This is a genomic window from Bradyrhizobium sp. P5_C12 (assembly GCF_054049735.1).
In genome coordinates, this window is the sequence record NZ_JBFULU010000050.1 from 1 (window position 1) to 18,296 (window position 18,296).

The 18,296-nt window shown below is 65.4% G+C and carries 17 protein-coding genes and 1 tRNA gene; 6 read left to right on the forward strand and 12 right to left on the reverse strand.

The window, feature by feature from the left end:
* The 3 genes from ACXJMY_RS31300 to proB all read right to left on the reverse strand — a co-directional run.
* The coding region (locus ACXJMY_RS31300; protein ID WP_456623205.1) for a nicotinate-nucleotide adenylyltransferase at positions 1 to 602 on the reverse strand (602 nt) is incomplete at its 3' end.
* An 18-nt stretch (positions 603 to 620) separates the two neighbouring features.
* The gene (locus tag ACXJMY_RS31305; protein WP_456623206.1) at positions 621 to 1,916 is read right to left on the reverse strand and encodes a glutamate-5-semialdehyde dehydrogenase; all 1,296 of its coding nucleotides are present in this window, start codon (positions 1,914 to 1,916) and stop codon (positions 621 to 623) included.
* A 269-nt stretch (positions 1,917 to 2,185) separates the two neighbouring features.
* Positions 2,186 to 3,307 (reverse strand): glutamate 5-kinase, encoded by a 1,122-nt coding sequence (gene proB, locus ACXJMY_RS31310; RefSeq protein ID WP_456623207.1) that lies wholly within the window; start codon positions 3,305 to 3,307, stop codon positions 2,186 to 2,188.
* A 190-nt stretch (positions 3,308 to 3,497) separates the two neighbouring features.
* Here proB and ACXJMY_RS31315 point away from each other — a divergent pair, with 190 nt between their 5' ends.
* Positions 3,498 to 4,463, forward strand: a complete 966-nt coding sequence (locus ACXJMY_RS31315) for a Bug family tripartite tricarboxylate transporter substrate binding protein (protein WP_456623208.1) — start codon at positions 3,498 to 3,500, stop codon at positions 4,461 to 4,463.
* Positions 4,464 to 4,623: 160 nt separating this feature from the next.
* On the opposite strand, the gene ACXJMY_RS31320 is transcribed toward ACXJMY_RS31315, so the two are convergent.
* The 4 genes from ACXJMY_RS31320 to ACXJMY_RS31335 all read right to left on the reverse strand — a co-directional run bounded on the left by ACXJMY_RS31320 (position 4,624) and on the right by ACXJMY_RS31335 (position 9,026).
* Positions 4,624 to 6,258, reverse strand: a complete 1,635-nt coding sequence (locus ACXJMY_RS31320; protein WP_456623209.1) for an alkaline phosphatase family protein — start codon at positions 6,256 to 6,258, stop codon at positions 4,624 to 4,626.
* A 244-nt stretch (positions 6,259 to 6,502) separates the two neighbouring features.
* Positions 6,503 to 7,543 (reverse strand): GTPase ObgE, encoded by a 1,041-nt coding sequence (gene obgE, locus ACXJMY_RS31325; protein WP_456623210.1) that lies wholly within the window; start codon positions 7,541 to 7,543, stop codon positions 6,503 to 6,505.
* 156 nt (positions 7,544 to 7,699) lie between these two features.
* Positions 7,700 to 8,431: an ATP-dependent Clp protease adaptor ClpS gene (locus tag ACXJMY_RS31330; RefSeq protein ID WP_456623211.1), complete on the reverse strand. Its 732-nt coding sequence runs from the start codon at positions 8,429 to 8,431 to the stop codon at positions 7,700 to 7,702.
* A gap of 115 nt (positions 8,432 to 8,546) precedes the next feature.
* Positions 8,547 to 9,026: a MaoC family dehydratase gene (locus tag ACXJMY_RS31335; protein ID WP_456623212.1), complete on the reverse strand. Its 480-nt coding sequence runs from the start codon at positions 9,024 to 9,026 to the stop codon at positions 8,547 to 8,549.
* A gap of 264 nt (positions 9,027 to 9,290) precedes the next feature.
* Here ACXJMY_RS31335 and ACXJMY_RS31340 point away from each other — a divergent pair, with 264 nt between their 5' ends.
* Entirely contained in the window at positions 9,291 to 10,205 is a 915-nt protein-coding gene (locus ACXJMY_RS31340) for a DMT family transporter (RefSeq protein ID WP_456623213.1), read from the forward strand.
* Positions 10,206 to 10,359: 154 nt separating this feature from the next.
* On the opposite strand, the gene ACXJMY_RS31345 is transcribed toward ACXJMY_RS31340, so the two are convergent.
* The 3 genes from ACXJMY_RS31345 to rplU form a co-directional block, all read right to left on the reverse strand.
* The gene (locus ACXJMY_RS31345) at positions 10,360 to 10,953 is read right to left on the reverse strand and encodes a GNAT family N-acetyltransferase (RefSeq protein ID WP_456623214.1); all 594 of its coding nucleotides are present in this window, start codon (positions 10,951 to 10,953) and stop codon (positions 10,360 to 10,362) included.
* Between the two features lie 126 nt (positions 10,954 to 11,079).
* Positions 11,080 to 11,349, reverse strand: coding sequence for a 50S ribosomal protein L27 (gene rpmA, locus ACXJMY_RS31350; RefSeq protein WP_008137923.1), 270 nt, complete (start codon positions 11,347 to 11,349; stop codon positions 11,080 to 11,082).
* Positions 11,350 to 11,446: 97 nt separating this feature from the next.
* Positions 11,447 to 11,836, reverse strand: coding sequence for a 50S ribosomal protein L21 (gene rplU, locus ACXJMY_RS31355; protein WP_456623215.1), 390 nt, complete (start codon positions 11,834 to 11,836; stop codon positions 11,447 to 11,449).
* Positions 11,837 to 12,164: 328 nt separating this feature from the next.
* Between rplU and ACXJMY_RS31360 the strand changes: the two genes are divergently transcribed.
* A complete protein-coding gene (locus ACXJMY_RS31360) occupies positions 12,165 to 13,289 on the forward strand; it encodes an ROK family protein (protein ID WP_456623216.1) in 1,125 nt (374 codons plus the stop codon).
* 174 nt (positions 13,290 to 13,463) lie between these two features.
* On the opposite strand, the gene ACXJMY_RS31365 is transcribed toward ACXJMY_RS31360, so the two are convergent.
* Positions 13,464 to 14,327 (reverse strand): alpha/beta fold hydrolase, encoded by an 864-nt coding sequence (locus ACXJMY_RS31365; protein WP_456623217.1) that lies wholly within the window; start codon positions 14,325 to 14,327, stop codon positions 13,464 to 13,466.
* 135 nt (positions 14,328 to 14,462) lie between these two features.
* Here ACXJMY_RS31365 and ACXJMY_RS31370 point away from each other — a divergent pair.
* A tRNA-Ser gene (locus tag ACXJMY_RS31370) sits at positions 14,463 to 14,552 on the forward strand.
* Positions 14,553 to 14,579: 27 nt separating this feature from the next.
* Here the strand turns inward: ACXJMY_RS31370 and ACXJMY_RS31375 are convergent.
* Positions 14,580 to 15,488 (reverse strand): LysR family transcriptional regulator, encoded by a 909-nt coding sequence (locus tag ACXJMY_RS31375; protein WP_456623218.1) that lies wholly within the window; start codon positions 15,486 to 15,488, stop codon positions 14,580 to 14,582.
* A 115-nt stretch (positions 15,489 to 15,603) separates the two neighbouring features.
* Here ACXJMY_RS31375 and ACXJMY_RS31380 point away from each other — a divergent pair, with 115 nt between their 5' ends.
* Entirely contained in the window at positions 15,604 to 17,244 is a 1,641-nt protein-coding gene (locus ACXJMY_RS31380) for an FAD-dependent oxidoreductase (protein ID WP_456623219.1), read from the forward strand.
* Positions 17,245 to 17,309: 65 nt separating this feature from the next.
* A complete protein-coding gene (locus tag ACXJMY_RS31385) occupies positions 17,310 to 18,290 on the forward strand; it encodes a Bug family tripartite tricarboxylate transporter substrate binding protein (RefSeq protein ID WP_456623220.1) in 981 nt (326 codons plus the stop codon).
* Positions 18,291 to 18,296 lie beyond the last annotated feature (6 nt).

Genomic DNA, 18,296 nt, shown 5'->3' on the forward strand with positions numbered 1-18,296 from the left:
GTTGAGGAGAGGTTCAGCTTCAACCCCGTGAGGAAGACCCAGGCCGGCGCCGGCCGGTCCGCAAGCCTGGTTGCCTCATTCTCGGGCAGGCGGTAGCGGGCTAGCGCCTGGGCGGCGGGAGAGGCGAGGGCGCGAAAGCTCTGCGGCGGGCGATCGATGACCGCGATCGGCACCTGGTCGGCGATGCGCCGCCAGTGCTGCCAACGATGGAATTGAGCGAGGTTATCGGCGCCCATAATCCAGACAAAGCGCAAGCCCGAGAGGCGGCGGCGCAAGGTGTTGATGGTGTCGATAGTGTAGCGCGTACGGATGACGGATTCGAGACAGCTCACCTCGATCCGGGGATCGTTGGCGACGTCGCGCGCGGCCTGCATGCGCTCGCCGAGCGCGTGCAGCGCGCCGTTCTCCTTCAGCGGATTGCCCGGCGTCACCAGCCACCACACCCGGTCGAGCTGCAATCGCTTCAGCGCGAACTGGCTGATGGCACGATGGGCCTGATGTGGCGGATTGAACGAGCCGCCGAGCAGGCCGATGCGCATGCCCTCGGTGTAGGGCGGGATGGTCTGCGCCACGAAGCGCGGCGCGACGAATTTGTTGCTCAATGCCCGCGCCTCGCGACGTTACGGCCGCGTCTGCCCGGTGCCGTGGACGCGATACTTGAAGCTCGTCAATTGTTCTGCGCCGACCGGACCGCGGGCGTGGAATCTGCCGGTGGCGATGCCGATCTCGGCGCCGAAACCGAACTCGCCGCCATCGGCGAACTGCGTCGAGGCGTTGTGCAGCACGATCGCGGAATCGACCTCGCTCAGGAATTTCTTCGCGGCAGCGTCATTCTCGCTCACGATCGCATCGGTGTGATGCGAGCCGTGGTTCTGAATGTGCGCAATCGCGCCGTCGACGCCGTCGACCACCTTCGCCGCGATGATCGCGTCGAGATATTCGGTGTCCCAATCGTCCTCGCTCGCGGGCTTCACACGCGCATCTGTCTTCTGCACGGCGTCGTCGCCGCGCACTTCGCAGCCGGCGTCGATCAGCATCTCGACCAGCGGCTTCAGGCTGTTCGCAGCAGCGGCGCGATCGACCAGCAGCGTCTCGGCCGCGCCGCAGACGCCGGTGCGCCGCATCTTGGCGTTGAGCACGATCGACTTCGCCATGGCGAGGTCGGCGCTGGCATCGACATAGACGTGGTTGACGCCTTCGAGATGCGCGAACACCGGCACGCGCGCTTCCTGCTCGACGCGCGCGACCAGGCTCTTGCCGCCGCGCGGCACGATCACGTCGACGGCGCCGTTCAGTCCCGACAACATCATGCCGACCGCTGCCCGGTCGCGCGTCGGCACCAGCGTGATCGCAGCTTCGGGCAGGCCCGCCTCGCGCAGGCCCTGCACCAGGCATTGATGGATCGCGCGGCAGGAACGGAAACTGTCGGAGCCGCCGCGCAGGATCACGGCATTGCCGGATTTCAGGCACAGCACGCCGGCATCCGCCGCAACGTTCGGCCGGCTCTCGAAGATCACGCCGACGACGCCGAGCGGCACGCGAACGCGCTCGATGGTCATGCCGTTCGGTCGCTGCCAGCTCTCGGTGACGATTCCGACCGGATCGGCGATGCCGCGCACGATGCCGATGCCCTCGGCCATCGCCTCGACGCGCGCGGGCGTCAGCGTCAAACGGTCGATGAAGGACGCGGTCATGTTGCTCGAGGCGCGGGCCTCGGCGACGTCCTCGGCATTGGCGGCGAGGATGGCGGCGGCATGCTCTCGGATCGCCCGCTCCATGGCTTCCAGCGCCCGGTTCTTCTGCTCCGGCGGCGCCAGCGCCAGCACGCGCGCGGCAGCGCGGGCACGGCTGGCGAGATCGGACATCAGCGCCTGGAGATCGGCATTGCCGTCGAGGGCTTTGAGGGGGGCGGCCATAGCGGTTTCAACCTTCTGCTAAGGCGGTGTCCTAGCACGGAAATCCCGCTTTTGCGAAGGGCGGGGAGGGTATGGCTGGTCTCCCGGCGGCGTGCGGACTAGGTCATTGGCCGAGCCGCGACGTCATGGCCGGGCTCACCATGTTTCCCTTGGGCGTCATTCCGGGGCGGTGCGTCAGCACCGAACCCGGAATCTCGAGATTCCCCGAAGCGCAATTGCGCTCGGAGGTCTGGTCCCTCGGACCATCCCGGAATGACGGAGCAAAGGGTTTACCCGCCCACCACCAGATCGTCGCGGTGGATCATCTCGGCGCGGCCGCTGATGCCGAGGATGGCCATGACGTCCGGGGAGGAGCGGCCCTTGATCCGCTCGGCGTCCTCGGCGTCGTAGGCGATCAGGCCGCGGCCGATCTCGCTGGCGTCGGGGCCGCGCACGATCACGGCATCACCGCGGGCGAACTGGCCCTCGACCTTGATCACGCCCGCCGGCAACAGGCTGGCGCCGGCGCGCAGTGCCGCGACCGCGCCGGCATCGATGGTCAGCGTGCCCTTTGACTCCAGCGAGCCTGCGATCCAGCGCTTTCGCGACGTGATGGGATTGGCCGGCGTCAGAAACCAGGTGCAGCGGCCGCCATCGGCGATCGCCTGCAGCGGATGCTCGATCTTGCCGGAGGCGATCAGCATATGCGTTCCGCCGGTGGTGGCGATCTTGGCTGCCTCGACCTTGGTGCGCATGCCGCCGCGCGACAGCTCAGACTCGGCATCGCCTGCCACAGCTTCGATCTCCGAAGAGATGCTGTCGACCACGGGAATGAGTTTTGCGTTCGGATTGTTCTTCGGCGGGGCGTCGTAGAGCCCGTCGATGTCGGAGAGCAGCACCAGCAGGTCGGCGCTCGCCATGGTGGCGACGCGCGCGGCGAGCCGGTCATTGTCGCCGTAGCGAATCTCGTTGGTGGCGACCGTGTCGTTCTCGTTGATCACGGGGATCGCGCGCCACTCCAGCAGCTTGCCGATGGTGGAGCGGGCATTGAGGTAACGGCGGCGCTCCTCGGTGTCCTGGAGCGTGACCAGGATCTGGCCGGCGCCGATGCCGTGCGCGCCGAGCACCTCCGACCAGATCCGCGCCAGCGCGATCTGGCCGACGGCGGCCGCGGCCTGGCTCTCCTCGAGCTTCAGCGGGCCGCGCGGCAGCTTGAGCCGGCTGCGGCCGAGCGCGATCGAGCCGGAGGAGACCACGAGCACGTCGCGACCCTCGCGATGCAGCTTGGCCATGTCGTCGGCGAGCGCGGCGAGCCAGGATGCGCGCACCTCGCCCTTGTCGGAATCGACCAGCAGCGCGGAGCCGACCTTGACGACGATGCGGCGGAATTGACTGAGTTCGGGGCTGGCCATGGCGCGTTGCTGCGAATTGCTCTGCTTCGAAAGGCGGCGGAGCGCGACAGGCGGCGCCGATAAGGCCTGCTTTTGCAGCAGGACGATGGCCGGCGCAAGGCGGCAGGCCCGGTAAACGGCGGCAAGGCTTGTCTTGGGCGTCCGCCCGGTTCTAATGCCGGCAACCAAAACGGGCTGAAAGAGGAAACGAATGGATCGCCGCAAATTCATGGCTGGATGTCTGGGGCTGCCGCTAGTCGCACAGGTGGGCGGGGCGCAAGCGCAGGCCGGATTGACAAAAATCATCTTTCCGTTCGCGGCGGGCGCAGGCGGCGACACGCTGTGCCGGCTGATTGCGCAAGAGATGGCGCCGGCGTTGCAACGGACCATCGTGGTCGAGAACCGCACCGGCGGCGATGGCCTGATCGGCATCAAGGCGGTCAGGGGTGGCAGCCCCGACGGCAGCCTGGTGCTGGTGACGACCGGTCCCACCATGTACCTGCTGCCGATGGTGGAGACGATTCCGAGCTTCGACACGGCGAAGGATTTCATGCCGGTGTCGCTGCTGGCGCGGTTCGAATTCGCCGTTGTGATTGGCCCGGCGGTCGATGCTGCCGATTTCAAGGCGTTCGTGGCCTGGCTGAAGGCACATCCCGACAAGGCGACGTTCGGGGTGCCGAGCAACGGCACCATTCCGCATTTCATGGGCTCGAAGCTGGAGAAGGACCTCGGCATTCCCTTGACCCGCGTGCCCTATCGCGGCAGCGCGCCGATCCTCAATGATCTCGTCGGCGGTCATCTGTCGTTCGGCATCGTGACATTGGCCGATGCGCTGCCGCAGCACCGCGCCAAGGGCGTGAAGATCATCGCGGCCTCGAGCGCGGAACGTTCGCCGTTCGCTCCGGAAGTCCCGACGCTGAGGGAGAGCGGCATCGATCTCGTCGCGGACGCCTGGTACGGCATGTGGCTTCCCGCCGGCAGTCCGCCCGAGCTTGCGACCAAGCTCGGCGCGGCCGCGAGCGCCGCGCTCGCCAAGCCCGAGGTGAAGGAGAAGCTGACAGCGATCGGCCTGATCCCGGTCGGCAGCAATGCGGACGGGCTGACCCAGGAGCTCGCCGCAAATACTGCGTTCTGGCAGCCGATCGTGAAGGCGACGGGGTACAAGATCGAGAATTGAAGCCCTCTCCCTCTCCCCGCTTGCGGGGAGAGGGTCGGGGTGAGGGGGAGTCTCCGCGGGGACGGTGGCAGTTGGACTCGCGGAGAGTCCTCCTCACCCGGATCGCATCTGGCGATGCGATCCGGCCTCTCCCCGCAAGCGGGGAGAGGCGAAGAGCAACTCACATCTTCGCGCGCTGCGCGATGCCGTCCTTGATCGACGCCAGCTCCTTCTCGTCCCAGACGCCGATCAAAATGCCGCCCTTCACCTGGAGCTGGTTGTCGGCATAGGCCGCGATCTTCTCCCGCGACGTGGTGATGTGGTCGTTGGGATGCAGCGCCCAGTCGAACAGCTCTGCCTGCAATCGCGTGATGACAGCAGCGCATTCGGGATCGTCGCCGCGATCCAAAAACTCTTCCGGGTCGGTCTCGAGATCATACAGCATCGGACGGAAGCCGGAGGCGTGGATGTATTTCCAGCGGCCGTCGAACACCATGAACAGGCGGCAGCGCTCGATCGGCTGGTTCAGCTTCAGCCGCACGTCCTGCATGGCGTAGTCGTATTCGGAGAACGCGACCTTGCGCCAATCGCTCGGTGTCGGCCCGCGCAGCAGCGGCAGCAGCGAGCGCCCTTCGAGGATGTGGCCCGGTACCTTGCCACCGAAGTAATCGACGAAGGTCGGCGCGAGATCGATGCCTTCGACCAATGCATCGCTGTGCGTGCCGCGGGTGGCGTCGGCCTGTTTCGATGGATCGATGATGATCAGCGGGATCTTCGCCGACTGCTCGTGGAACAGATCCTTCTCGCCCATCCAGTGATCGCCGAGATAGTCGCCATGATCCGAGGTGAACACGATCATGGTGGTCTCCAGCAGGCCGCGTTCCTCCAGGAACTTCATCAGCACGCCCATCTGGTCGTCGATCTGGGTGATCAGGCCCATATAGGTCGGGATCACCTTCTCCCGGGCATCGTCGCGCGCCATGTTGCGGGAGTAGCGCATGTCCATATAGGCGCCGAACACCGGATGCGGGTTTTGCCGCTCGCGCTCGGAGCGGATCGCCGGAATCATGTCCGCCGTCGAATACATGCTGTCATAGGGTTTTGGCGCGATGTAGGGCCAGTGCGGCTTGATGTAGGACAGATGCAGGCACCACGGCTTGCCGTCGGTCTCGGCCTCGCTGATGAAGTCCATCGCCCGCCGCGTCATGTAGGGCGTCTCGGAATGCTCTTCCGGCACGCGCGCGGCCTTGTCGGCGTGCACCAGCAGCCAGCCGTTCTGCAAGCTGCCGTCGTCGGCCGCGCCGGAATTGGCCCAGTGCTCCCAGGGGTTCGTCGCCTCAAATCCCTGCTGGCGCAGATACTCGTCGTATTTCGGCCGCGGCCGTCCGGTGGGGTGCAGGCCGTCGTCGCGCTCATAGGGCTCGAAACCGCATTCGGCGACATGCACGCCGATCATCGACTCCGGCGGGATGCCGAGCGCCTTCATGCCTTCGAGGTCGGGCGCCATGTGGGTCTTGCCGACCAGCACGTTGCGCACGCCGATGCTCTTGAGGTGATCGCCGAGCGTCGGCTCACCAACGCGGAGCGGCCAGCCGTTCCAGTGCGAACCGTGCGAACGCATGTAGCGTCCGGTGTAGAACGACATCCGCGACGGACCGCAGATCGGCGATTGCACGTACGCCTTGGTGAAGAGCACGCCGCGCTTGGCTAAGGCGTCGATGTTGGGCGTCTTCAGGGTCGGATGGCCGGTGCAGCCGAGATAGTCGTAGCGAAGCTGGTCGCACATGATCCAGAGAACGTTCTTCGCGCGCGCCATGCGTCATCCCTGCCGTTTCTTGATCTTTGGATGCTGCGCTATCGACGGCGCGAAGACAACCTCTCCCGAAGGGATGCGCGACCCGCGGCCGCACATTCCCCGTCGTCCCGGCGAAGGCCGGGACCCATACTCCTCAGAAGAAGTTATGACGCGAGATGGCAATGACCAATCTTCGCCAAATCGGTGGTTATGGGTCCCGGCCTTCGCCGGGACGACGGTGGGGAGAGAGTGCCGTTGCCTCAGTTCACGCCGACCAGGGCTCCGCCTCGGCCGCGCTCTTCGCCTTGGCGGAGACCGGGCTCTCGCCGATCACATCCGCAAGCGCGCGCACCGCTTCCTTGACGCCCTGGCCGGTGGCGCCGGACATCAGCAGCGGCGTCTTCTTGGCGGCGCGCTTCAGCCGGTCCTTCTGCTTCTTCAACTCGTCCGGCTCGACCGCGTCGATCTTGTTCAGCGCGACGATCTCGATCTTGTCGGTGAGCAGGCCGCCATAGGCGTCGAGCTCCGTTCGCACCGTCTTGTAGGCCTTGCCGGCGTGCTCGCAGGTCGCGTCGACGAGATGCAGCAGCACGCGGCAGCGCTCGACATGGCCGAGGAAGCGGTCGCCGAGGCCCGCGCCTTCATGCGCGCCCTCGATGAGACCGGGAATGTCGGCCAGCACGAATTCGCGGCCGTCAGCGTTCACGACGCCGAGCTGGGGATGCAGCGTCGTGAAGGGATAGTCGGCGATCTTCGGCTTGGCCGCGCTGACCTTGCTGAGCAAGGTCGACTTGCCGGCATTGGGCAGGCCGACCAGGCCGGCATCCGCGATCAGCTTCAGCCGCAGCCAGATCCAGCGTTCCTCGCCGGGCTGGCCGGGATTGGCATTGCGCGGCGCGCGGTTGGTCGACGACTTGAAATGCGCGTTGCCGAAGCCGCCATTGCCGCCCTCGGCGAGCACGAATTTTTCGCCGACATTGGTGAAGTCGTGGATCAGCGTCTCGCGGTCTTCGTCGAAGATCTGCGTGCCCACCGGCACCTTCAGCGTGATCGGCTTGCCGTTGGCGCCGTGGCGGTCCGAGCCGGCGCCGTTCTCGCCCTTCTGCGCCTTGAAATGCTGCTGGTAGCGGTAATCGATCAGCGTATTCAGACCGTCGGCGACCTCGATGACGACATTGCCGCCGCGGCCGCCATTGCCGCCGGAGGGACCGCCGAATTCGATGAATTTTTCGCGGCGGAACGCCACGCAGCCGTTCCCGCCGTCGCCGGAGCGGATATAGACCTTTGCTTCGTCAAGGAATTTCATGGGCCATAGGTAGGCCAGGGGCGGGGATGCGGCAACCCGCACTTGTCCGTGAAAAGCAGGAAAATCGGCAAATTTCCGTGCTTGCTTAACCCCAAATCCCGGTCTTGCGCCCGTTTGACGGCCGTCGGTCCGAGGCCCGTCGGGCCGCGCAAACCGTCAGGCCGGCGGCGTATCGCCGGCCGGCCGCAACACGCAGCGCAGCGGATGCTGACGGGCAGCCGCAAGGCTCTGGATTCTCGCGCTAAAGGCCGCGGCCTCGGTTCGGCGAAAGATCCCGCAGGAGCCGCGTTGACGCGCATGGGTGGCAAACACGATCCCGGTGGCGCGGTCGCGGCTCATCTGGAACACGGTTTCAAGAACCGACACCACAAATTCCGCGGGCGTGTAGGGGTCATTCAGCAGGACGATCTCGAGCCAAGGCGCCTCGCCACCATCCGCTTCGACATCGGCCGTGGCGCCCTTGGCGATGCCATGGCTCAAATAAAGCAGGGCGTCGTAGCGGGTGGCGCCCTGTGCCTGGAGGAAGCGCCCAACCGGCTCGGCGAAGAGCTCGACGAGCATATCGGCGCCGGTCACGACCTGCCGTTCGGACAGATGGGCCTCGTTGAAGGCGAGCTGAAGCACATGGCCAAGGCCCGGTGGAGCCGGTGCGCCACGCGAAGGGTTTCCAGCCGTCTCATCCGCCGCGCTTGCGGCCTCGACATCGCTTCGCAGGCGCGCCAAGTCGATGCCGCAAGCCAGCAACACTGGCGACGCGTCTTCATCGTCGATCATGGCGATCAGCAAATCGTCCAGGTTCGGATGCGCGCGGCCGCGCGCCCGGGCGGTCGACGCCGCACGCTGGAGCGAATGCTTGAGCGTCTCGGAGCAGGTCGGGGGCAATGCCATCGCGGGCCATCATTGTACGGTCGGGTCGTGCAGGCTGTTTGTCGGTCCTTTGCCGGCCGCGGTTCACGCCGGGCTCGCGCCTGTCCTGCCCTTCCGCTCGCGCCGCGAGGTGGCGTTAGCCCGGCCTTTTACGGATCAGGAATTTCTGCGTGCCCTCCAGCACCAGCTCCTTGCGCTGGTTGAACACGGTGCTTGTGAGCGTCACCGTGCCGGTCGAACGGCCCGGCACCAGCTCGGTGACCTCGAGTGCCGGATAGATGGTGTCGTTGGCGAACACGGGCTTGAGGAACCGGCTCGATTGCTCGAGGAAGCCGACCAGGGATTCCTCGACCATGAACGGGAACAGGCCCGCGCCGGGCGCGGTGTGGATCAGCGTCTGGAAGCCATGGGCGAGCAGGTCCGGCATGCCGCGGGTGCGGCAATATTCCACGTCGTAATGCACCGGATGGGTGTCGCCGCTCGCGGTCTGGAACGCCGCGAACACCGCCGAGGTCTGGGTGCGGCTCGGCAGCACGAAACGCTCGCCGAGAGCGAAATCCTCAAACCAGCGTTGCTGTGAGATCATGCGGTGCTGGGTCGGATCGAAGTCGGTCATGCGCTGCTCTCCCGTCGGTGCGGTGCCTCATCGCTACCGCGATGCGAAGAGTGCGACAATCCGTTCAATTCGGCGGAAGCGGGCTTGTCTCGGCTGCCTGCGTCATTAAAACGACCGCAAGCGACGCTAGTCGCCTGTTTTCGACGCTCTCTCCGCTCGTCATTGCGAGCGAAGCGAAGCAATCCAGCCTACCTCCGCGGAAACAGTCTGGATTGCTTCGTCGCAAGAGCTCCTCGCAATGACGGGTTTCCACGAACGACAGCAATGCCATTGTTCAAGAACCTCTCCGCCTATGACGACCGCTCGGCGCGGCTGGCCGGCATCGCGCTGATGGTGCTGTCGATCTTCATGTTCTCGTTCGGCGACGCCATGGGCAAGTTCCTGGTCGCGACCTATTCGGTGGGGCAGCTGCTGTTCCTGCGCGCCTGTGCGGCGCTGCTGCTGCTCGCGCCCTTGATCTGGCGGCAGCGTGACGACTTCTTTCGCCTCGAGCGGCCCTGGCTTCAGCTCTTGCGCGTGACGTTGTCGACGCTGGAGGTGGCGGCTTTTTTCGTCGCAACCGTCTATCTGCCGCTTGCCGACGTCATCACCTATTATCTCGCAGGTCCCATCTTCGTCACGGCGATGTCGGCGGTCTTCCTCGGCGAGCGGGTCGGCTGGCGGCGCTGGACCGCGATCCTGATCGGATTCTGCGGCGTCCTGATCGCGTTGCGGCCGTCGGCGCAGACGATCAGCCTGCCGGCGCTGATCGCGCTCGGCGGCAGCCTGTCGTTCGCAACCCTGATGCTGATCACGCGCAGCCTGCGCAAGACGCCCGATATCGTGATGGCGTCCTCGCAGTTCGTCGGCACCTTTCTGTTAGGTGCCGGCCTGTCGGCGTTCCACTGGGTGCCGCCGACGCCGAGCAGCCTCGTGATCTTCGCGCTGGCGGGATGCATCTCGGTGACGGCGCTGTTCTGCGTCAATCGCTCGCTCAAGCTCGCGCCGGCCAGCGTCGTGGTGCCCTATCAATATTCGATGATCGTCTGGGCCGTGATCTTCGGCTTCGTCGTGTTCGGCGACGTGCCCTCGATGGCCACCATCGTCGGCGCCGCGATCATCATCGGCGCCGGGTTCTATATCTACTTGCGCGAACGCGATCTCGGCCGTGCGACTGTGGACGTCAATCCGCCGGCGTAACTACCACCGTCGTCCCGGCGAAGGCCGGGACCCATACCCACAGGGAGTAGTTTTGCGAAGACTCGGAGTGGGAATCCTCGCATCACGAACAGTCGGGGTTATGGGTCCCGGCCTTCGCCGGGACGACGGTGGAGAATGACGCAGCGCCTCCGCCCTACCGCACCCTTCTTGCGCTGCTCCAGCTCTTCAGCGACGCCCACACCCCGCGCGAGAGACGGAAGCAGTCGACGGGTGTGGAGCAGCCCAGCGCCAGGAAGCGGTGCAGCTGGACGCCGCTCCACTGGAAGCCGCACTTCTCGATCACGTTGCGCGAGGCCGGGTTGGTGACGCGCGCGCCGGCGTAGAGATGGTCGTCGTCGAACTCCTCGAAGAAGAAATCGATCGCGCCGCGCGCGGCTTCGGTCGCGAAGCCCTGGCCCCAATGCTCGACGCCGAGCCAGTAGCCGAGCTCGGCATTGCCGGGCGTCGAGCAGTCGATGCCGACCATGCCGACCGGCCCGCTGTCGTGCTCGATCAGGAACACGGTTTCGCTGCCGAGCTCGGCGGTGGCGCGGACGAATGCGACGGCGTCGTCTTGCGAATAGGGATGCGGCAGGCGGCGGGTGTTTTCCGCGATGCGGCGGTCATTGGCGAGGTGGGCGATGGTCCTGACGTCGGCGAGTGTCGGCCGCCGCAAGGTCAGCCGTTCGGTGGCGACGACGCTCGGTCTCGCCTCCCGCAAGGTCGCGCTCGAAAAATCCTGCAACATGTCCGGCTCCGTCAACGTCATTAAGTCAAACGAAAGGGGAGGCCGGTTTCCCGCCTCCCCTGGAGCCTATTTGTGGACTCCGCCGGTTTGGTCAGGACCCGGCGGACTCCAAATTTGATCCACCGTCTATTCAGCTGCCTCTGCGAGCGGAAGCACCGATACGAATGTGCGGCCGTTGGCTTTAGCCTGGAACGTGACACGACCCTCGATCTTGGCGAACAGAGTGTGGTCCGTGCCCATGCCGACATTAAGGCCGGGATGCCAGGTGGTGCCGCGCTGACGCGCAATGATGTTGCCGGGAATCACAACTTCCCCGCCGAACGCCTTGATGCCAAGGCGCTTGCCCTTTGAATCGCGACCGTTGCGCGATGAACCGCCTGCTTTTTTGTGAGCCATGGCTCGTCTCCGAAATCCTGCGTATTTCTAGATCAATTCCTTGACGGAATCATTTCACATTTTCTCACGCATCAATTCGTGAATTGGCGTGATCAATTTATGCGGCGGCTTCGTCCGTCGCCGTGTCCTTGGCGACCTTTTCCTTCTTCGGACGCGGGCCCTTGGTGGGCTTGGCGTTGTCCGTCAGGATCTCGCTGACGCGCAGCACCGTGATCTCGTCGCGGTAGCCGCGCTTGCGGCGCGAATTCTTGCGGCGGCGCTTCTTGAACGCGATGACCTTGGGGCCACGCTTGTGGTCGAGCACCTCGACCGCCACGGACGCACCTGCGACCGTCGGCAGGCCCAGGATCGGCGTGTCGCCGCCGACCACCAGAACTTCATTCAGCTGCACGATCGAGCCGACTTCGCCTTCGATCTTGCCTACTTCCAGGACATCATCCGGAACGACGCGGTACTGCCGGCCGCCGGTTTTGATGACTGCGAACATCGTTTTCTTCCTTCGTGTTCAATCCCGGCCTCGCGACAGTTTGTCCGGGCCGGCTTTTTGTCAGTCGCTATGGGTTCATGCGAGTTTTGTGCGGGCGGGAGTTATCCCTTTGAAAACCCACGCAAAAACAAGCGGCGCGAGAAACGCCCCGCGCCGGGTGTGGGACTTATAGCCGCCGGACGCCGCAAGTCAAGGAAAACCGCCGAAAAAGGCCCGGATTTGAAGGATTTGGCGCCCGCCCGCCCGTCAGCCGATTCTCCGCCGGCTTTGCAACCAACGGGTTCCCGCGCCGTTGTCCCCAAGATTTCGCAAGCGGGCAAGGGCACCCATGGCAACGGACGAACTGGTCGCCACGACGGGCATCGCGCAGCACGGTGCGGGCCGGCTGCCGTCGGTCGATGTCGACAGCTTCAACATCGAGATCAAGGACGAGGACGGCTTCCTCGGTGATCGCGCCAGCAAGGGCGCATTCCGGGACATGCTCGATCGCTGGCGCAAACCCTTGCGCAAATCCGGCGAGGATCCCTTCGGCGACGAGCCGTCGGACGAGATCAGCAAGAAGACCCTGGATGCCATCCTGGTCGGCGACGACACCGAGGCGTCCGCGCTGGTCCACAGCGCGATCGAGGAGTTCGCCCAGGAGCTTGCCTATGTCACGCGGCGCTTCCTGAAGACCAAGGCCTGGGCCAAGACCGAGCGCATCGTGGTCGGCGGCGGGTTTCGCGATTCCCGGCTCGGCGAGCTCGCGATTGCCCGCACCGAGATCATCCTGAGGTCCGAGGATCTCAAGGTCGACATGCGGCCGATCCGCCATCATCCGGACGAGGCCGGCCTGCTAGGCGCGCTGCATCTGGCGCCGTCCTGGATCTTCGAGGCCCATGACAGCATCCTCGCCGTCGATATCGGCGGCACCAACATCCGCTGCGGCGTGGTCGAGACGCGCTGGAAGAAGGCCAGGGACCTCTCGAAAGCGGGCGTCTGGAAGTCCGAGCTGTGGCGTCACGCCGATGACGAGCCGACGCGCGAAGGCGCGGTGAAGCGGCTCACGAAAATGCTGAAAGGGCTGATCACCGAGGCCGAAAACGAGGGCTTCAAGCTCGCGCCCTTCATCGGCATCGCCTGTCCCGGCGTGATCAACGCGGACGGCTCGATCGAGAAGGGTGCGCAGAACCTGCCGGGCAATTGGGAGAGCAGCAAGTTCAACCTGCCGGCGAGCCTGATCGAAGGCATCCCGCAGATCGGCGCGCACGACACCGCGATCCTGATGCACAATGACGGCGTGGTTCAGGGCCTCTCCGAGATACCGTTCATGCAGGATGTCGAGCGCTGGGGCGTGCTCACCATCGGCACCGGGCTCGGCAACGCGCGCTTCACCAACCGCCGCAAGGACAATGGGAAAGACCGTGATTCTACCGAGAATGGGAAGAAAAAGGCTAAGTCTGACAAGGAGTAACCTTGACTGGTTAGGTTAAGGGACGGATTGCGTTGCGGTGCATGGGGCACCCGGTACGGTCGAATTTGTCGCCTCACCTGGCCAGCGAAGCCGCCCTTCCTGGCCAGTATTTCAATGAGCGGCACGGGACCGCCAGTGTTTACCGCGTCTGGCGGTCCCACCCCTTACTCGGACTCAACTCCAGTCGATGCGCTGAAAGAACGCCGCGATCTCTGCGGCCGCGTGGTCGGGATTTTCCCGATGTGGGAAGTGGCCGGCGCCGGGAAACATCGCGAGATCGAGCGCGCTGAACGTCTCGCCGAGCCGGTCGGTCCACGCATAGGGAAACAGCGGATCGTGCTCGGCCCAGCGCACGCAGGTCGGCACGTCGATCGGCGGCAGCTGTGGAGCTTCGCCCTTGATCATCGCGACACGCCCGGCATGCGCGGCGCGATAATACGCAAAGCCGCCGGCGAGATTGCCGTCCTTGAAGAAATTGTCGGCGAAGGCGTCGAGGACATCATCGAAGGCGTTCTTTCGGTGCGCCCAGCCTTTCAGGAAGTGACCGATATACAGCCGGCAGTTTTCGCGGCTTGCGCCGACGAGCCGCACGGCCATCTCCATCTGGTGGAAGGACTGGTACCAGATGTGGTTGAGCCGGTCGGGTGCCGCCATGCGCGGCCCGATGCCGGGATAGACGAAATCGAAGAAGAACAGACCGGGGATCCGCTCCGGCGCCAGGCGGGCCAGGGGCTGCATCACAGCGCCGCCGACATCGTGGCCGACGACGCCGAATCGGCTGACGCCGAGCCCGTCCATCAGCGCCAGCATGTCCGCCGCATGACCGTCCGCCCCAAATGGGCCGGATGGCTTGTCGCTGTCGCCAAAGCCGCGCAGATCTGGCGCGATCAGCGTGAAGCGATCGGCCAGCCGGTCCATCACCGGCTCCCAGGTCAGCCAGAATTCGGGCCAACCATGCAGCAAAAGCAGCGGTTTGCCTTGGCCAGAGCGGACCAGATGGAAATCGGCGCCATTGGCCTTGATCGTCAGATGCTCCATGGCAGTTCCTTCCGAAGGCTGGGATGGGGATGAAAGAGGCAGCGGATTTTCCCCTTTCGCGCCTTGTCTGGCCCGCCATCCTCGCCTATTAACGCCCCCAACCACAGGGGCCCTGCTCCTAATATGGCGCCTTCAGGAGAGGTGGCAGAGTGGTTGAATGCACCGCACTCGAAATGCGGCATAGGTGCAAGCCTATCGGGGGTTCGAATCCCTCCCTCTCCGCCATTATCCTTTGTCTGCCCCGGTTCCTGCTTAAGACGCCCGCCCCGATTGCTGCGCAAGTACCGTCCGCGCTGTCGTGACAAAGGCCTGCGCGGCCGGCGATAGCGTTCGGCCCTGACGCTGCAGCAGTGACACCGGACGGGTGATGGCTGGGCGCACCAGAGGTCTTGCGATCAGTGTTGGAAACTGATCGGCCGGCAGCATCGTGGCGGGAAGGATGGCAAGCCCCAGTCCCTGCGCCGTCATGGCGAGTGCGGTGTTGATCAGCGTCACTTCATAGGTCGGCGAGAGGCGCTTGCCTTGCGCGCCCAGCGCCTGGTCGATCTGCATGCGGATCCGTGTCTCGCGCCGCATCGCGATCGTCGGGAGCTGCGCCAGCTCGTCCCATGTGAGGGAACGCCGCGCGGCGAAGTCGGCGGTGCGGCGGCCGATGACACTCAGCCGTCCATGGATCAGCGTCTCGATCGTCATCTCCGCGAATTCACCCTCCACGCTGCCGATCGCGAACTCCGCATCGGTTGCGATCAGGCGCGGAACGAGATCGTCGGCGGCGACGTCGCGCATGTCGATTTCGATGTCGGGATGGGCCGCGCGGAATTTCGCCAGCACCAGGGGCAGCAGCGCCGATGCGGCGCCGGCGGAGGCGACAAAAGCGACGCGGCCGGTGCGCGCTTGCGCGAGGTCACGCATGCGCCGTGACAGTCCCAGCGCATCGCTCAGCATGCGTTCGGCGGCACGAAAGGCCTCGTCGGCTGCCAGCGTCGGCTGCACCGAACGCGTAGAGCGGTCGAACAATTTTACGCCGAGCTGGATCTCGAGCTGTTGGATCAGCAGGCTCGCCGCCGATTGCGTGATCCCCAGCTCGCGCGCGGCCCGCGTGATGCTGCGCGTCCGGTACACGGCGCTGAAGGCCCGTAGCTGCCGCAAGGTGACATTCATAGGCAAAGCTCATGAATTAATGAATTCTTTCTGGCTTATCTCATAAGCGGCCCCGCAATAAAATGCATGCCGCGCGGACAGAGAATCCGCCGCACAGCAAGGGGATGAAACGGGCATGAGGACACAGGTTCTGGTGGTGGGCGCCGGGCCCGTGGGATTGACCGCGGCCATGGATCTGGCCTCGCGCGGGATCGACGTTGTCGTCGCGGAGATCCGCCACGCCGGCGATCCGCCCAGCGTCAAATGCAATCACGTCTCGGCGCGCTCGATGGAGATCTTCCGCCGGCTCGGCGTCGCCGCGAAGCTGCGCGACGCGGGCCTGCCCGCGGACTTCCCGAACGATTGCTCCTACCGGACCACGGCGACCGGCATCGAACTCTGCCGCATCGATATCCCCTCTCGCGCGCGCCGTTACAGCGCAACCGGCGGCCCAGATACCTGGTGGCCGACGCCGGAGCCGCCGCACCGGATCAACCAGGTCTATCTCGAGCCGATCCTGTTCAGCCACGCCGCAGCCCAGCCGCGCATCACCATTCTGGCGCGCACGGAAATCACTGATATCGAGCAGGACGACCACGGCGTGGTCGCCCTCGCACGCAATCTCGACAGCGGGAGTTCGCTCCGCATCGAAGCCGGCTTCGTGATCGGGTGCGACGGCAGCCGTTCCCTCGTCCGCAAATCGATCGGCGCGAGCCTGTCCGGGACGCCGGTGATCCAGCGCGTGCAATCGACCTTCATCGAAGCCCCGCAACTCAAGCAGCTGATGGGTGCGCACAAGCCGGCCTGGATGGTGCTCTCGCTCAACCCGCGACGCTCCGGCACGACCGTTGCGATCGACGGTCACAACCGCTGGCTGATCCACAACCACCTCAAGCCCGACGAGCCGGAGTTCGATTCGGTCGATCGCGACTGGGCGATCCGTGCCATTCTCGGCGTCGACGAGCGCTTCGAGTACAAGGTCCTCAGCAAGGAGGACTGGGTCGGGCGTCGCCTCGTGGCCGATCGCTTCCGCGACCGCAGGGTCTTCATCTGCGGCGACGCCGCGCATCTGTGGATGCCTTATGCCGGCTACGGCATGAATGCGGGCATTGCGGACGCCGTCGACCTCTGCTGGCAATTGGCGGCGCATCTGAACGGGTGGGCGCCGGCTTCGATCCTCGATGCTTACGAGGCGGAGCGTCAGCCCATCACCGAACAGGTGTCGCGGTTCGCGATGGATCATGCGATGAAGATGATGGCGCAGCGCGGCGGCGTGTCGGCGGAGATCGAGGACGACACGCCGCGCGGGCACGCGGCGCGCGCAGCGCTGGCCAAGGCGGCCTACGAACTCAACGTCCAGCAATATTGCTGCGCCGGGCTGAACTTCGGCTATTACTACGATGCCTCTCCGATCATCGCCTATGACGGCGAGACGCCACCGGCTTACGCGATGGGGAGTTTTACGCCCTCCACCGTGCCGGGCGCACGCGCGCCGCATGTGTTCCTGCGCGACGGACGATCGCTCTACGACGCATTCGGACCGGGCTACACACTGTTGCGGCTGGATCCGGCGATCGATGTGACGCCGCTGCTGTCGGCCGCAGGAGAGCGCGGCATGCCGCTCGCGCTGGTCGACATCGCGCCGGATGAGGCCAACGGCGCCTATGCAGAGAAGCTCGTGCTGGTACGGCCCGACCAGCACATCGCCTGGCGCGGCCCGGCCGCGCCCGAAAATCCGCAAGGCCTGCTGGCGCGTCTCACCGGCGCGGCGGCGTAGAGGAACATCAAGCTGCCGGCCTGACGGCCGTTGGCCACGAACGAAAAATGCATTGGGAGGGGAACGTGCTTCACGTTGCAAGGCGCCGCATTCTGGCCGTGCTGACGGCCGCGATTTTCGCCGTGCTGCCGCTGGAGGCGGGCGAAGCCGCCTACCCGGAGCAATTGATCAAGATCATCGTGACCTTCCCGCCCGGCGGCAGCGCCGATACCGTGATCCGCGCGCTCGAGCCGTTGGTCACGGCCGAGCTCAAGCAAAGCCTCGTGATCGAGAACCGCGCCGGCGCTGGAGGCAACATCGGCATGGCCGCGGTCGCGCAAGCCAAGCCGGACGGCTACACGCTCGGCGTCGCGCCGGCAGGCGCCCTGACGGTGAACCTGCACCTCAATCCGTCGATGCCGTTCGACCCCAGGGATCTCGTGCCCATCACCCTGCTTGCGGAAATACCCTTTGTGCTGGTCGCGTCCGCGAACGTCCCTGCGCACAATGCAGCAGAGACGATCGCGCTCGCCAAGGCCAAGCCCGGCGCGCTGTCGATCGGACATGGTGGCAATTCGACGGCCATGCATTTGACCGCCGCGCTGTTCACGCAGAAGGCGGGGATCACGATGGAACTGGTCCCCTATCGCGGGACCGCACCGGCGACGGTCGATGTTCTCGCCGGCCATGTCCCCTTCGCGGTGCTGGACATTCCCGCATCGAGGCAGTTGATCCTCGAAGGCAAGCTCAACGCCGTCGGCGTCTCCTCAGTGCGCCGCCTCCCATCCTTGCCCGATGTGCCGACGCTCGCCGAGAGTGGCATTGCAGGCTTCGAATCCGTGGGCTGGTTCGGGCTCGTTGCTCCGGCCGGCACGCCTGCCGATATCGTCGGCCGGTTGAACGAAGCCTTCGTGAAAGCCCTGAAAGACCCGTCGGTGGCCGAGAAGATCCGGACCCTCGGTGCCGAGCCCGCCCCGACCTCGCCGGAGCAGTTCGGCAGCTTCATTCAGAGCGAAAGCACGAAATGGGGCAAGCTCATCAACGAGGCCGGCATCAAGGCGAACTAGGCCCGG